At 70.2% G+C, this 15,408-nt stretch carries 13 protein-coding genes; 7 read left to right on the top strand and 6 right to left on the bottom strand.

What is annotated here, in order from left to right; all coding sequences use genetic code 11:
• Window positions 1-29: 29 nt before the first annotated feature.
• Window positions 30-560 carry an SRPBCC domain-containing protein gene (locus tag RUH65_RS04625; RefSeq protein ID WP_313816050.1) on the bottom strand — a complete coding sequence of 177 codons (531 nt, stop codon included), beginning with the start codon at window positions 558-560 and terminating at the stop codon, window positions 30-32.
• 127 nt (window positions 561-687) lie between these two features.
• Here RUH65_RS04625 and RUH65_RS04620 point away from each other — a divergent pair, with 127 nt between their 5' ends.
• Entirely contained in the window at window positions 688-1,278 is a 591-nt protein-coding gene (locus tag RUH65_RS04620) for a sugar O-acetyltransferase (protein ID WP_313816085.1), read from the top strand.
• A gap of 20 nt (window positions 1,279-1,298) precedes the next feature.
• Here the strand turns inward: RUH65_RS04620 and RUH65_RS04615 are convergent, their stop codons facing one another.
• Window positions 1,299-2,789: a glucose-6-phosphate dehydrogenase gene (locus RUH65_RS04615; protein WP_313816049.1), complete on the bottom strand. Its 1,491-nt coding sequence runs from the start codon at window positions 2,787-2,789 to the stop codon at window positions 1,299-1,301.
• A 59-nt stretch (window positions 2,790-2,848) separates the two neighbouring features.
• Here RUH65_RS04615 and RUH65_RS04610 point away from each other — a divergent pair, with 59 nt between their 5' ends.
• Window positions 2,849-4,879, top strand: coding sequence for a glycoside hydrolase family 15 protein (locus tag RUH65_RS04610; RefSeq protein WP_313816048.1), 2,031 nt, complete (start codon window positions 2,849-2,851; stop codon window positions 4,877-4,879).
• A gap of 171 nt (window positions 4,880-5,050) precedes the next feature.
• On the opposite strand, the gene RUH65_RS04605 is transcribed toward RUH65_RS04610, so the two are convergent.
• Complete coding sequence (locus RUH65_RS04605) at window positions 5,051-5,677, bottom strand: hypothetical protein (protein WP_313816047.1); 627 nt, start codon at window positions 5,675-5,677, stop codon at window positions 5,051-5,053.
• A gap of 173 nt (window positions 5,678-5,850) precedes the next feature.
• Between RUH65_RS04605 and RUH65_RS04600 the strand changes: the two genes are divergently transcribed.
• The gene (locus RUH65_RS04600) at window positions 5,851-6,471 is read left to right on the top strand and encodes a class I SAM-dependent methyltransferase (RefSeq protein WP_313816046.1); all 621 of its coding nucleotides are present in this window, start codon (window positions 5,851-5,853) and stop codon (window positions 6,469-6,471) included.
• A gap of 57 nt (window positions 6,472-6,528) precedes the next feature.
• Here RUH65_RS04600 and RUH65_RS04595 read toward each other — a convergent pair whose 3' ends face one another.
• Complete coding sequence (locus RUH65_RS04595) at window positions 6,529-7,083, bottom strand: VOC family protein (protein ID WP_313816044.1); 555 nt, start codon at window positions 7,081-7,083, stop codon at window positions 6,529-6,531.
• A gap of 135 nt (window positions 7,084-7,218) precedes the next feature.
• Complete coding sequence (locus RUH65_RS04590) at window positions 7,219-8,835, bottom strand: alpha/beta-hydrolase family protein (protein WP_313816084.1); 1,617 nt, start codon at window positions 8,833-8,835, stop codon at window positions 7,219-7,221.
• Between the two features lie 118 nt (window positions 8,836-8,953).
• Between RUH65_RS04590 and RUH65_RS04585 the strand changes: the two genes are divergently transcribed.
• Window positions 8,954-9,718 carry a DedA family protein gene (locus RUH65_RS04585; protein ID WP_313816043.1) on the top strand — a complete coding sequence of 255 codons (765 nt, stop codon included), beginning with the start codon at window positions 8,954-8,956 and terminating at the stop codon, window positions 9,716-9,718.
• Between the two features lie 12 nt (window positions 9,719-9,730).
• On the opposite strand, the gene RUH65_RS04580 is transcribed toward RUH65_RS04585, so the two are convergent.
• Window positions 9,731-10,171, bottom strand: coding sequence for a YccF domain-containing protein (locus RUH65_RS04580; RefSeq protein WP_396179602.1), 441 nt, complete (start codon window positions 10,169-10,171; stop codon window positions 9,731-9,733).
• Between the two features lie 65 nt (window positions 10,172-10,236).
• Here RUH65_RS04580 and RUH65_RS04575 point away from each other — a divergent pair, with 65 nt between their 5' ends.
• The 3 genes from RUH65_RS04575 to RUH65_RS04565 all read left to right on the top strand — a co-directional run.
• Entirely contained in the window at window positions 10,237-12,432 is a 2,196-nt protein-coding gene (locus RUH65_RS04575; RefSeq protein ID WP_313816042.1) for a penicillin-binding transpeptidase domain-containing protein, read from the top strand.
• A gap of 52 nt (window positions 12,433-12,484) precedes the next feature.
• Window positions 12,485-13,414, top strand: a complete 930-nt coding sequence (trmB, locus tag RUH65_RS04570) for a tRNA (guanosine(46)-N7)-methyltransferase TrmB (protein WP_313816041.1) — start codon at window positions 12,485-12,487, stop codon at window positions 13,412-13,414.
• 200 nt (window positions 13,415-13,614) lie between these two features.
• Window positions 13,615-15,408 (top strand): BCCT family transporter (locus RUH65_RS04565; RefSeq protein ID WP_313816040.1); only part of this gene is annotated, 1,794 nt, incomplete at its 3' end.

Raw genomic sequence — 15,408 nt, 5'->3', positions numbered from 1 at the left:
TGGCCTGGCACGATGGCCGTGACTCCAGTTCAGGCCGTCCCGGCCCCCGGGCTGTAGTGCGTCTTCTGGGCGGGGTAGTAGTCCGCGAAGTCCACCGCGTCCACGTCGCCGCCGTCCAGGGCCACAGCTAGCCGGTCGAGATAGTACTCCCAGCCGGGGCCGATATCCCCGGCCTCATCCTTCGAGCCGGCCAGCGGCTGGCGGAAGACCAGATCGGTGTCCGCCCCCGCGCCGGAGGCGGCCCAGTCCAGGGACACCCGGAGCCGCCAGGGGTTGCCGTTCGGATCGGCCAGCGTCACGTGCAACCGCGAGGGCCGTTCACAGACCTCGATCACGCACTCGCCCGGATGCTCCGGCGCCTCCACCATGGCCAGCTGCACGCTCCCGCTGGCCGGGTCCCCCGTGTAGGTGCCGTACCAGCGCAGCAGCTCCGGGTCCGCCAGGTAGCTCCAGACGTCCTCGGGCGGATGCCCGAGGGTGCGCTGGATCTGGATCGTGGGGCCCTCCGGACCGTCGACGACTGACCCCGTGGGCTCGCGGTGCACTTCATGGCGTGGCATGCGCCCATTGTGGACCCTCTGGCAGGCTGGGTCCATGCTGCCTGACCCGGACCAGTCCCCTGCCGCTCCTGACGCCGCCACTCGTGACGCTGCCTCCCCGTCCCCGTTCTTCCCGGACGGCCGGACCATGTACGAGAGGATGCTCGCCGGTGACCCCTACATCGCCGATGACCCGCGGCTCGTGGAACTCTCCACGGCGGCCGCCCTGGTGACGGAACAGTACAACGCCACCTCCGTCACCGAGCCGGCCCTCCGCCGGCGGCTGTTGTCCCAGCTGTTGGGATCCCTCGGCGAGGAGGTGGTGATCCGCCCGCCGTTCCACGTGGACTACGGGCGGTTCATCAGCATCGGTGACCGCACCTTCGCGAACTTCGGCCTGATGGTGCTGGACGTGGCCCCGGTGCGGATCGGTGCGGATGTGCAGATCGGCACGAACGTCCAGCTGCTCACCCCGACCCACCCGCTGGAGCCGGGCCCGCGCCGGGACAAGTGGGAGGGTGCCGCGCCCATCACCATCGCGGACAACGTGTGGCTCGGCGGCGGCGTGATCGTGGGTCCCGGCGTGACGATCGGCGAGAACACCGTGGTGGGCGCGGGCGCCGTGGTCACCCGGGACCTGCCGGCGAACGTGGTCGCTGTGGGGATGCCCGCGCGGCCCGTCAAGGACCTTCCGGCAGATCCCGACGGCGGGTGGTCCCGGATGGCGGTCGAAGGCTAGCCAGTTCGAAGGCTAGCCAGTCAGGGCGTGCCGGCCAGCCCCGCGGAGGCCGGGCCGGCCGATCCCGCCTCATAGTCCTGCAAGGGCACGTTCCCGGAGGCGTAGGCAGCCGCGATCTGGGCCAGGATGCGCCAGCCCTCCTCGGCCCCGTCACCGCGGACGGTGAAGGCCGTTGTGTCCTCGAGCACCCAGCGCAGCACCGAGCCGTAGGCGGTGAGCCCGGCCTCGGGCAACTCCGCGGAGAGCACCGTTCGGGTCATGCCCCGGGAATCTAACGGGCCGCCCGCGTTGAGTTCCAGGTCGATCCGTTCGTCCTCGAAGCCGACCCGCAGCACGTCCGGGGGCTGGGGTCCTGACGAGGGGAACTGCTCGTAGTCGTGCGGTGGGCGGCGGAAGACCACGGCGATCTCCTGCCGCGGCGAGCCGATGGCCTTGCCGCTCCGCAGCACCACCGGCACGCCGTTCCAGCGCCAGGAGTCCACCTCGACGACCACCTGGGCGAAGGTCTCGGTCTCGCGCGCCGGGTCCACGCCCTCCTCGTCCACATAGGACGGCATGGTCCTGCCGTCCACGGTGCCGGCGGTGTACCGGCCGCGCACCACGGCCGGCGTCCCGTCCGGCAGCTCGGCCGGAGGCCGCGCGTCACCGTCAGCGTTCTTGCCAGAGGCCCTGTCGTCCTCGCCCCCTTCCGCCGACGCGCCCCGGGACCACAACCGGGCCGCCCGCAGGATGTGGGCCGTGTTGGCGGGGATCTCCACGCCGTCGAACCGGGTCGGTGGGTCCATCATCACCAGCGCCATGACCTGAAGCAGGTGGGACTGGATCATGTCCCTCGCGGCGCCGGTGGCCTCATAGAACCCGGCTCGCCCCTCCAGACCGAGCACCTCGTCGAACACGATCTCGATCCGCTCGATGTGGTCCCGGTTCCACAGGGGTTCCAGGATGCGGTTCGCGAAGCGCAGGCCCACGAAGCCGAGCACGCCGGGAAGGCCGAGGAAGTGGTCCACGCGGAAGATCCGCTCCTCGGGGACGAACCCGGCCAGCAGGGCGTTGAGGGCCCGCGCGGAGTCCAGATCGGTGCCGAAGGGCTTCTCCAGCACGAGCACGGTGTCCCGGGGCAACCGCCCCGCGTCATGCACCCTCGACAGCGCCTCACAGGAGGCCATAGTCACGGACGGCGGGAGCGCGAAGTACAGGCCGAGAGGGCCCTCCACCTCGTCCAGCAGTGCGGCGAGGTGGTCGGGATCGGTGGCGTCCGCGGTGATCCATCGCGCCGCATCCAGCGTGTGGCGCACCGCCGGCAGGGCCAGCTGGTCCTCGTCGAGCTCACCGGCGAACGCCTCCCGCACCACGGCCGCGAAGTCCTCCCGCTCGTCCAGGCCGGAGCCGATCAGCGTGATGCCGTGTTCCGGCACCCCGGCGGCCAAACTTGTGGCCAGTCCGGGCAACAGCAGCCGCCGGGTCAGGTCACCCCCGGCGCCGAAGATGACCAGCGTGCGCAGTTCGCTCATGAACCCACCGTATCGGCCCGGGCCTATGCCGGGAACGGGTCATTCGGTAGACAGGGGACATGACAGACCAGACCTCCGCTGCCCGACGGCACCCGGCACCCGGTTCACCGGAATGGCCCAGATCCTCCCGTCCGCAGTCCCCCCAGCCCACCGGGGCCACTCCGCTGGAGGACTACGCCCTGCTGTCCGATCTGAGCACCGGACCGCTGGTGTCCCGCCGCGGGGCCATCGACTGGCTGTGCCTGCCGCGCTTCGACTCCCCCGCCCTGTTCGCCGCCCTGCTCGGCGGACCCGACGACGGCCGGTGGAAGCTCTGGGCCGTGGACGGGGAGGTCGTGGAACGCCGCTACGTGCCGTACACCTTCATCCTCGAGACCGTCTGGCGCACCCCGACCGGTACCGTGCGGGTCACCGATTTCCTGCCACCGGCCGAGGCGCAGGATGACCTGTACCGCCGGGTGGAGTGCCTGACCGGTGAGGTGGTGGTGGAACACGACCTGCGGATCCGCTTCGACTATGCCCGCGCCCTGCCCTGGTTCCGCCGCACCGAGGGACCCGAGCCGGCGCTGCTGTGCACGGCCGGGCCGGACGGTGTGCTGGTCACGGGCCCCCTGCTCTACTCCACCACCCGGCCGACCGCGGACGACGAGCGATCCGCGGAGGCGGCCGGCGGCAGCCAGGGCGGGGCCGGCGTCGGGAATCCCGTCAGCGGGGCCTCCGAGCAGGGGCGCGAGATCGGCGAGCAAGACCGGCCAGCGGGTTCCCCGGACTCCGGCGGCCTTCCGGCACCCCGGCTGGCCGGCCGGTTCCGGCTGCGCGCCGGCGAGCGGCTGGACTGGGTGTTGACGTGGTTCCCCTCCTGGGAGCAACCTCCGGTCCCGGTGGAGCCGGAGGCGGCTCAGCGCCTGACCCAGGAGTTCTGGAGCGACTGGGCGTCCCGGCTGGAGGTTGATTCTCCACAGGAGCACCTCGTGGCCCGCTCCCTGTTGGTGCTGCGGGCGCTCACCAATCTGAAGACGGGCGGGATCGTCGCGGCGCCCACCACCTCCCTGCCGGAGGAGTTCGGCGGCTCGCGGAACTGGGACTACCGCTACACCTGGCTGCGGGATGCGGCCCTGACGATCGAGGTCCTCGTCTCCCACGGGTTCACGGAGGGTGCCCTGCACTGGCGGGACTGGCTGCTGCGGGCCGTGGCCGGGGACCCGGAGAAGCTGCGGATCATGTACGGCCTCGCCGGGGAACGGGAGCTGGATGAGAAGGAGCTGGACCACCTGGCCGGGTACGCCGACTCCCGCCCCGTCCGGATCGGCAACGGCGCGGCGGACCAGTACCAGGCCGATGTGGTCGGCGAGGTCATGCTCGCCCTCGCCGAGCTCCGGGACGCCGGCGTCACCGAGGACGAGTACTCGTGGCGGCTGCAGACGTCCTTGCTGTCCTTCTGCGTCCGCAACATCGACCGCAAGGACCATGGGATCTGGGAGATGCGCGGCGAACCGCACTTCTTCACCCACGGCCGGGTGATGATGTGGGCGGCGTTCAACGAGGGCATCCGGGCCGTCACCGAGCATGGGCTGGACGGGGACGTGGCATCCTGGACCCGGCACCGGGATGCCCTGCGTGCGGAAATCCTGGAGCGCGGCTTCAACACCGCACTGGACTCGTTCACCCAGACCTACGGCGGCAGCGAGGTGGACGCCTCCCTGCTGCAGTTGCCGCACACCGGCTTCCTGGCCGCCGACGATCCGATGATGCTCGGTACGGTGGCCGCCATCGAACGGGACCTGATGGGCACGCGCGGGCTGGTCCACCGCTACCGCACCGGTGCCGACCTCGACGGTCTGGAAGGGCACGAGTACGCGTTGTTGATCTGCTCGTTCTGGCTGGTGGAGCAGTACGCCGCGTCCGGCCGGCTGGGCGACGCCGAGGAGATCCTGACGCTGTTGTGCTCCTGCGCCACTGACCTCGGCCTGCTGGCCGAGGAGTACGACGCCGGCTCGGGTCGCCTGGCGGGCAACTTCCCGCAGGCGTTCTCCCACCTCGCGCTCATCCGGGCCGCCGATGCCATCCAGAAGGCCCGCCACCCGCGCTGAGGGCCCGTGGCCGGGAGCTCGGGGCCCGTCGGCTCACGGTGAAGCGCCGGAGAAAACTCCGGAGGCAAAAAACTCCGGGGGGCAAACTGTCGCTTTGAGGCCGGAACATCGGCGTCAGAGCGACAGTTTGCCCCCGGAGTCTCGCACGCGCCGTCTGACGGCGCAGCGAGATCAGATCTTCTTGCGGGCCTGCTGCATCTGCTTGCGGGCGGTGCGCAGCGCCTCGGTCTGCTCCACGCGGGCCTTGTTGATGGCTTCAGCCTTCTCCGCGGCGGCGGCACGGATGGTCTCGGCCTGCTCCTCCTTGGCGGCCTCGATCGCGGCGACCTTGGCCTCCTTGGCGACCCCCAGCTTGTGGGCGCGCTTGGACGCCGCGGCGTTCTTGCGGCCGGTGCGGTTCACTGCGCCGTCCACCATCAGGGCGGTGCCGATGCCGAAGAGGAACACATCCTTGGCCACGGCGGTGCCCTGCTCGGACGGGCGGATGCCGTCCGACTCGGTCATGAAGTCGGTGTTCTTGTACATCGCCAGCAGGCCGCCGGAGAAGGCGGTGAGGGCGGCACCGGCCAGCCATCCCGGCACGAACGGCAGCAGGCAGGCGGCACCGATGCCGATCTCGGAGGCGCTGATGAACTGCTTGAACTGCTTCGGGGTCAGGTCCTTGAGGAACGGAAGCCCGTTGGCCCCCAGGTCCCTCATCTGTTCAGCCTGCTCGTCCGTGAGCTTGGTCTTGTTGATGCCCGAGTTCAGGATGAAGGCTCCGGCGGTCAGCCGAAGCGGGAGCTGCGCGATGCTCATGGAATTTCCTTCCGAAGGTCCGTCTGGTTCCAAGGTCAGCCTATAGGCACACGGGGCCCACGGGGAGACCGGCCGGAAACCCTGAGCCATCGTGGCCGGACAAACCCGGTCAAACCCAGACGAACCCGGATCAACACAGGCGTCCCCGGGCCGGCAGGGGCGATACTGGGGTGATGGATGAGAACGCGAGCCAGAACCTCTGGGCCACCATGGTGGCCCATGATCCCGAGCACTCCCGCCGTTATGCCGAACGCTGGCGCCGCCTCGCCTCCGAGGGCATGGACCTGGACGGCGAGGCCCGGCTCATCGACGCGATGGCCTCCCGAGGGTCCCGCATCCTCGACGCCGGTTGCGGCACCGGCCGCGTGGGTGGCTACCTGGCGCGGTGCGGCCACCGGGTGACGGGCGTGGACTTGGACGAGCACCTTATCGAGGTCGCGAACGAGGACCATCCCGAGGCTGACTGGTACGTGGCGGACCTGGAGGCACTGGACACGGACGCCCTGGCCGCCCTGGGTGAGTCCGAGCCGTTCGACCTCGTCTTCTCCGCCGGCAACGTCTTCGGCTTCCTCTCCCCGGCCTCCCGCGGGGACGTGCTCCAGCACCTGCATAGCCTGTTGCGGGACGGCGGCCGTGCGGTGATCGGTTTCGGGGCCGGGCGCGGCTACGACTTCGCCGATTTCGTGGACGACGCCGGCCAGGCCGGCTTCCACAGCCAGGGCCGGTACTCCTCGTGGCAGCTCGACCCCTTCAGCGACGACGCCGACTTCCTGGTCGCGGTCCTCTCCCGCTGATCCTCACTGCGGACCGGACCGGCGGGCCGGCACCACTGCCCCACACCTCGGCGCCGGTTACTCCTCCTCGGCCCCATAGGCATCCTGGGCCGCGTCCATCAGGCCCTCGATGCTGAGCTTGCCCATGCCCATCATGGCGTTCTGCACCCGGGCCGCCGCGTCCTGGTCCTCACCGGACAACAGCTCGAACAGGACGTGCGGGACCACCTGCCACCGCACCCCGTAGCGGTCCGTCACCCATCCGCAGGCGACCTCCTGCCCGCCTTCCGCAGTCAGGGCCGTCCAGAAGTGGTCGATCTCCTGCTGGTTCGCACACAGGACCTGGAAGGAGACGGCGTCCGTGTAGGGCACCGGCTCGGTCGAGCCGTTGAGCGCCACGAAGCGCTGCCCGTCCAGCGTGAAGTCGACGGTCAGCACCTGCCCACGCTGCAGCACGGTCTCCCCCTGCGGCGCCACGTCGATGTTGCTGCGGTGGACGGCGCCCACGTGGGTGTCCGGGCGGTAGCCGGAGAAGGCGTCGACGTAGAACCGGGCCGCCTCCTCCGCCTGGCCGGTGAACCACAGGCAGGTGACGAGCTGGCGTGCGGTGGCGGTGGGGCGTGACGCGCTCATGCGTCCAGTGTCCGCCCATCAGCCGACGTGGGTCCACCGTTCGCCATCAGCCGGATCCGCAGGGACCCAGCCGGCCCAACCGCACCGGACGGACCCGGGCATGCCCTGGGAAGGCTCAGCCGGAAACCGGCCGGCTCAGGCGAAGTTCGGCACGATCGTCCGGCGGATCGCCTGGGCGATGGTCGAGTAGTCCGTCAACGGGTCCTGGTCGAGCACGGCGGCCCAGTACTGGAGCATGTCCTCCACGTAGCGGTGGCCGTGGCCGCCCGGCACGGAGACGGACTGTGGCATGTCCGAGGCCACCTGCCAGAACGTCACCCACGGCTGCCACTGCAGGCTGCGGGACACATCCGAGCCGGCCTTCTCCTTGGCCCAGTCGGGCTTGCGCCACATCAGCTCCGGGCTCCACCACACCACGGGGTCGGAGGCATGCTGGGCCACCACGATCCGGGGGCTGTCCCACGCACCGTACGGGACGCCGGTGACATCGGTGACCAGGTCCTCGGGCCTGGTGGCGAAACGGACGTGCCGGCCGTCGTCGATCACGGGGGCGATCTCCGGGGTACCGCGCCGCCGGAACGGCACGAGGGACTCCCAGAACTCGGCGAACCGCGGCAGGCCGGACCAGACGGCACCGTCCACGCGGCCGATCATGTCCTCGAGGCCCTCGAAGGCCTTGGTACCGCCCAGGGCGCCCAGCGACTCCCCGCCGACCAGCAGCTTCGGCCGCCGCTCCGGGGGGCGTTGTTCCAGCTCCGCCTCGATCGCGGCGAGCAGGGCCCTGGCGGCCAGCACGGGTGAGATCCGGTCGGCCAGGAAGGCCACGCCGGAGGGCAGGTAGGTGTACTGCATGGACGCCAGCGCGCAGTCGCCGCCGGTGAGGAACTCCACGGAGGAAGCGGACCACTCTTGCAGCCAGCCGGTGCCCGTGGAGGTCAGCACCAGGAGCACCTCGCGGTCGAAGCCCCCGGTGCGGTGCAGCTCGGCGACGACGGCGGCCGCGGTCTCCTCCAGGTCCCGCCCCTCTCGCCACCCGGCATAGGCCCGGATGGGGGTCAGGGCAGGTTTGCCGGTGGCCTCCTCGATGTCCACGGCGCGGGGCCCGTCCGAGACGACGGCCTGCCCCTTGGCTCCCAGGGTGCTCCAGGCCTCGAAGGAGTCGGCCGAGCCGGAGCGTTCGGGCTCCACCGGCGGGACCCGGCCCGGCAGCAGCTTCGCGTTGGTCTCCTGGGCGGTCTTGGACAGCCACTCCAGCAGCCGGCGGTAGACCACCTTGTCCAGGACGAAGGCCGTACCCGTGGCCGTGGCGCCCGCACCGATGGCGGCGGCGACGGGGGCGGGCATCACCGGCTTGAGCGCCCCGGAGAGGTGAGTGGCGATCGCGTTGATGCCCCGGCCGAGCGACACGAGCCCGGCGGTCAGGGCCAGGCCGCCGATCACGCCGACCATATGCTCCCGGCTGCGGATGGGGCGGGTCTCCATCAGGCCGGCGATCTCCGTCTGGGCCCGGAGGTTGCGCAGCCAGGACAGCCCGCTGATTCCGAACATGAGCCACGGCAGGGCCTCGGTGGCGGGCCGGGCCTTCTCCTCGTCGATCCTGATCTCGATCCCGAACTGCCGGCCGACCGCCCGGGCCGCTGCCGTCCCGCCGGCCCCGACCACATAGCCGAACGTCTGGGAGATTCCCGTGTTCACGGCCGTCATCCACCACGCACGCGGAATGAAACTGGGGGATAGTGACACCCAACTCATGACATGGGCTCCGACCAGCCCGGCCGCGTCGGGTTTAAACCGCATGCCTCCCATTATGCCTGCCCTCCCCGGCCCGTCGGTTCGGAGTTCAGACCGGTGGTCCGGGAGAATAGCGCGCATGACGCCTTCGATCGCCACCGCATCAGCCGCCGGGTCCGCTGCCGGGTCCACGGGAGAGACCTCCTATGGCTGGCTCGGGGACATTGTCGTCTCAATCATGGAGACCATCGGCCCCATCGGTGTGGCACTGGCCGTCTTCGCCGAGAACCTCTTCCCGCCGATCCCCTCCGAGCTGATCCTCCCCCTGGCCGGCTTCACCGCGGCCGACGGGTCATTCAGTCCGTGGGAGGCCCTGATCTGGGCCACCGTGGGCTCCGTGCTGGGCGCCCTCCTGCTCTACGGACTCGGCGCGTGGCTGGGCCGCCGCCGGCTGTACCGGATCGCCGACTGGCTGCCGCTCGTGGACATCGAGGACGTCGAGAAGACGGAGCGCTGGTTCAACCGTCACGGCTACTGGACCGTGCTGCTGGGCCGCATGGTCCCGATCTTCCGCTCACTGATCTCCATCCCCGCGGGCATCGAGCGCATGAACCTGTGGCTGTTCACCCTCTTCACGCTGATCGGCTCCGGCATCTGGAACACCATCTTCGTCTGGGCGGGTTTCACGCTCGGGGACAACTGGCATCTGGTGTCCGACTACGCGGATGTCTTCTCCAACCTCGTGCTGATCGCCGTGATCGTGTTCATCGCGTGGTGGGCGACGGCCCGCATCCTCCGCAACCGCCGGCGCGCCAAGGACCCGAACTACGTGCCGCCCTCGGCGGACGAGGCGGTGGCCCGCATGGAGGCCCTCCTCGCCGACTCCCAGCACGGCCGCAAGTAGCGCTCCTGCGGGTTACCGGTAGCCGGCCTGGGCGGCCGGGAGGTACTGCGGCAGCGAGCGCGCCTCGCCGGAGTCCATGATCTTCTTGCCCAGGGGCAGGAGCGAGACCGGGATCATGCGCAGGTTGGCGATGCCCAAGGGGATGCCGATGATCGAGACGAACATGGGGATGGCGGTCAGGACGTGGCCGATGGCGATCCAGACGCCGGCCACGATGAACCAGATGATGTTCCCCAGGCCGGTGAAGACGCCCATGCCCGGCTGGGTGTCCACCACCACGCGGCCGAAGGGCCACAGGGCGTACCCCGCGATCCGGAACGAGGCGATGCCGAAGGGGATGGTGACGATGAGGATGCAGCAGATGAGTCCGGCCAGGAAGTAGCCCACGGCCAGCCACAGGCCACCGAAGACCAGCCAGATGATGTTGAGGATGAGGTTCAGGGGACGATTCATGTGCCCATGCTCCCAGCACGTCCGGGTCAACGGCTACTCTGGCGGGAGTCTTGTCAGGAGATTTCATGCAGAAGCACCAGTCAGCGGGCCGTTCCCATCCTCTCCAGCCGTCCAGCCGGGCCACGCGTCCCCACGGCGGCCCACGCCTCGGCCGTCCCGCGGCGGTGCTGGGCCTCTCCGCCGCCCTGGTGCTGACCGCCACCGGTTGTTTCGGTGACTCCCGCCCCGCGCCACAGGAGACCGCCACGGACCTGGCCGGAGCGATCTCCTCCGGCGACTACTCCACCGTGTCCCTGACACCGGACTCCGGAGACGTCCCCGAGCAGCTCACCGAAGCGTTGGCGGACCTGGAGGACGTGGACCGCACGGTCACCGTGGCCTCGGCCGAGGTGGACGGCGAGGACAACGACCGTGCCACCGCCACCCTGACCGTCGACTGGCAGCTCGATGGCGGCGACACTGAGGCAGACGCTGATGCGGACGCCGAGGCCGGCGCAAGCTCCAGCGATGCGGCCGAAGCCAGCGCTGACGATGAGGCCAGCGCGGGCACTGGCTCAGAACGGACCTGGTCCTATCGGACCACCGCCGAGATGCAGTGGGACGAGGAGTCCCAGGAGTGGCTCGTGGAGTTGGCCCCGGAGACGGTCGTCCCGCAGTTGGCCGAGGGCGGCACCGTCAGTCTCACGTCCGTCCCCGCCGAACGCGGCAGCATCCTCGACGGCGCGGGCGAGGAACTGATGATGGAACGGGATGTGGCCGTCCTCGGGCTGGACAAGTCCCACCTCGAGGCCGACGACCCGGAGGCCCTGTCCGAGGCCGCCCGCCAGGTGGCCGAGATCGCCGGGGTGGATGAGGACGCCTTCGTGACACAGGCTGAGGCCGCCGGAGAGAAGGCCTTCGTGCAGGCCATCACCGTGCGCGACAACGGGGACACCGAAATCCCGACGGACCAGCTGCTGGCCGTCCCGGGCGGCCGAGTCCTTGAGGACACCGCCGTCCTGGCTCCCACCCGCGCCTTCGCGCGGGACGTGCTGGGCACCTACGGTGAACCCAACGCCGAGCAGGTCGAGGCCTCCGACGGTGCGTTGGAGGCCGGCGTCGAGGTTGGCCTGTCCGGCCTGCAGGCCTCGTGGGAGGACCACCTGGCTGGCCTCCCCGGGGTACAGATCACCATCGACAACCCGGATCAGCCGGACGCCGGTGAGTCCGGGCCGGATAGCTCCAGCTCTCCCAGCGCCACCGCGGCCGCCACGCCGACGGCCGGCGCCGACACGGAGGAGACGGACGGGCCGGTCTTCAGCACCGACCCGGTGCCGGGTCAGGACCTGACATCCACGCTCAACCGGCGCGTGCAGGAGGAGGCCGAGGCCGTCGTCGCCGCCTCGGACGTGCCGGCCGGGCTGGTGGCTCTGCGGCCCTCGGACGGACAGGTGCTCGCCGCGGCCTCCGGCCCCGAGGGATGGCCCGTGGCCGTGTCCGGGTCCTACGCCCCGGGCTCCACGTTCAAGGTCGTCACCGCCCTGGCCATGTTGCGGTCCGGCACCGCCCCCGGGGACATGGTGCAGTGCCCGGAGACGCTCAATGTAGGCGGCATGGTGGTGGGCAACTATGACGATTACCCGGATGCGTCCGTGGGCGAGATCCCGTTCTCCGAGGCCTTCGCCGAGTCCTGCAACACCGTCTTCGTGGGCGCCCACGAGGAGGTCAGCGCCGCTGACGAGGCCGAGGCCGCCGAGGCGCTGGGGCTGACCACCGAGCCGGTGACCGGGCTCGATTCCGCCTTCCTCGGTTCCGTCCCGGACGACTCCACCGGAACCGAGCACGCCGCCAACCTCTTCGGCCAGGGCGTTGTGGAGGCCTCGCCGCTGGGCATGGCCACCGTGGCCGCCTCGGTGGCCGCCGGGCAGACGGTACGCCCCCTCTTCGTGACCGATCCGACCGTGGAGGCCCCTGCCGCCCCGGAATCCGGGGTCACGGCCGAGGAGTCCGAGCTGCTGCAGACGCTGATGTCCGGGGTGGTGGAGACCGGCACCGCCGAGATGCTGCAGGACGTTCCCGGCGCCCCCGTGCTGGCCAAGACCGGCACGGCCGAGTTCGTCGCCGATGGCGAGGACCTCGCCCACACCTGGCTGGTCGCGATCCACGGTGACCTGGCCGTGGCCCTGTTCTTCAACGTGGGGCTCGGCGGCGGCCACGACAACGGGCCGGTGGTCCGGGACTTCCTGACCGCCGTGGAGGAGCTCATCCCTTCGGAGGGGTGATCCGCTGACAGGGTCCCCGGCTCCTGCGGATCCCGGTACCCTTGACATCCTTATGTCCAGCGAACATCCCGCCCCCGCGCAGCACGCCCACGGGCACAACAACCGCCCCGATCCAGAGCTTTACCGCACCGAGCCGGTATCCTTCGTGCGTCGCGGCGAGCGGTTGAACCCCCGCCGCCAGAAGACGTGGGATCGTTCCCACGGCACGTACATCGTGGACGTGCCCCGGGACCGCGCCACCACATCCGTGGCCGAAGGCGCGGACATCGACTGGGACCAGGTCTTCGGCCGGACGGCCCCGCTCGTGGTGGACATCGGCTCCGGCCTCGGGGAGTCCACCGCCCAGGGAGCGATCAACCACCCGGAGTGGGACTTCATCTCCGTGGAGGTCTACACGCCCGGACTCGCCGCCCTGCTGGTGCGGGTCGAGGATGAAGGCCTGGAGAACGTCCGCGGCGTCCAGGCCAACGCCCCCGAGGTCCTGGACCGCTTGCTGCCCTCCGGTGGGGTGCAGGAGATCTGGGTGTTCTTCCCGGATCCGTGGCACAAGACCCGCCACCACAAGCGCCGCCTCGTCAGCCCGGCCTTCGCCGACCGCGTGGCCCGGGTCCTGGCCCCCGGTGGCGTGCTGCGCCTGGCCACGGACTGGTCCAGCTACGCCGTGCACATGCGATCAGCCATGGAGGCCCACCCTCAGCTGGCGAACGCCCATCCGGGCCGCGCCACCGGAGAGGACTCTCCGCTGACCCGGGTCCGGCTGGAGGGCAGGGAGCTGAAGGTCGGGGCTCAGCCCCTCGCTCCCCGCACCGGATCGGCCCGTGCCGGGGTCAGTGAGGCGACGTCCGGGGCCGGCCTGGAGGACCCCGTGGACCACGAGGGCGGGTGGGCGCCCCGGTTCGAGGGCCGCCCGCTGACCAGTTTCGAGAACAAGGCGCTGCGCGCGGGACGGCTCGTGTTCGATCTCACGTACGTCCGGCTCTAGCCGCCTGGCCGCACTGGAGTAGGCCCCCCGGCAGACCACTCCGAGGCCCCTCTCCGGCGTCCCCGCCTTTGCGCCCATGCCATCGGGCAGGAATACTGGGAGGCCGAATCATCCACCGGCCTCCCCCAGGGCGCCATCGAAGCGCCCGGCCGGTCCGGTCTGCGCGTCACCCTGGGCGGGTCACAACCGAAGGGACCCCGGTGCCCGACACCACCCCCTCCCCTGCCACACCCGGTCTGCCGACGAGCCCGCCGGAGACGTCCGGTGCCGTCGGGATGTACCCGCACGACATCCACCCCGGCCTGGTGCCAGGCATCGGCGTGGACGAGCAGCGCAACCGCTTCGGCCTGGACAAGCTCGTCTTCGGTATCACGGGTGCCCTGATCGTCGCCTTCGTGACGTGGGGCGTCATAGCACCGGAATCCGTGTCCGAGGTCTCCGCCTCGGCCTTCGGCTGGTCCATGACCAACGCCGGCTGGTTGCTGAACATCACCGCCATGGTGGCTCTCGGGGCCATGCTGTTCATCGGCTTCAGCCGTTTCGGCAAGATCCGCCTGGGCCGTGACGACGAGGAGCCGGAGTTCTCCCGCTTCTCGTGGGTGGCCATGATGTTCGGTGCGGGGATCGGCGTCGGGATCTTCTTCTTCGGTCCCTCCGAGCCCCTCTCCCACTACCTCTCCCCGCCGCCGGACACCGTGGCCGCCGGCACGGACTCCGCCCTGCACCAGGCCATGGCCCAGTCCCACTTCCATTGGGGCCTGCACGCCTGGGCCATGTACGCCCTGGTGGGCGGCGCCATCGCCTATGCCTCCTACCGGCGCGGCCGCGTCCCCCTGATCAGCTCGGTGTTCCGGACCCTCTTCGGGGCACGGCAGACCGAAGGCCTGGCGGGCAAGGTCGTGGACATCTTCGCGATCATCGCCACCCTCTTCGGCACCGCTGCCACGCTCGGACTGGCCGCCATCCAGATCGGCCAGGGCGTGGAGATCCTCTCCGGGGCCGGGCCCCTGGGCAACAACGGGCTCATCATCATCCTGGCCGTGCTCACCGCCGCCTTCGTCGTCAGCGCGATCTCCGGCGTGGCCCGCGGCATCCGCTACCTGTCCAACATCAACATCCTGATGACGCTGGGCCTGATCCTGTTCGTGTTCATCACCGGGCCCACCCTGTTCCTGCTGAACCTGCTGCCCTCGGGCGTCATGGAGTACGCGGACGAGATGTTCTCCATGATGGGCAAGTCCCTGTCCTGGGGTGCGGACACCGTGGACTTCCAGTCCATCTGGACGGGGTTCTACTGGGCCTGGTGGATCGCCTGGACGCCGTTCGTCGGCGTCTTCATCGCCCGGATCTCCCGCGGCCGGACGCTCCGGGAGTTCGTCCTGGTGGTCATGGGCGTACCGACCTCCATCCTGATCTTCGCGTTCACCATCTTCGGCGGTGCCGCCATCTGGATGAACCGCAACGGCGTGGAGGGCACCGACGGCTCGGCCTCCTCGGAGTCCCTGCTCTTCACCCTGTTCGACCAGTTGCCGCTGTCCCAGATCACCCCCTTCATCGTGATCGCGGTGCTGTCCATCTTCTTCGTCACCTCGGCGGACTCGGCCTCGGTGGTGATGGGGACCATGTCCTCCCGCGGCAACCCCGAACCCAACAAGCTCGTCGTGGTCTTCTGGGGCCTGTGCATGATGGGCATCGCGGTGGTGATGCTCCTGGTCGGCGGCGAGACGGTCCTGACCGGCCTGCAGAACCTGACCATCCTCATCGCCCTGCCGTTCTCCGTCATACTGCTGCTCATGGTGGTCGCCTTCCTGCGGGACCTGTCCACGGACCCGGAGGCGATCCGCCGGGACTACGCCCGCACGGCCATCAAGAATGCCGTGCGCCGCGGCATCGAGGAGCATGGCGACGACTTCGAACTGTCGGTGCGCGAGGCCCCCGAGGGCCGCGGTGCCGGCGCCGCTGCGCCGATGTTTCCGCAGCACGAAAAACTCCGC

Origin of the sequence: Citricoccus sp. (genome assembly GCF_032154715.1) — a bacterium.
Lineage (GTDB): Bacteria > Actinomycetota > Actinomycetes > Actinomycetales > Micrococcaceae > Citricoccus.
This window is presented reverse-complemented; position numbering and strand designations above follow the sequence as displayed.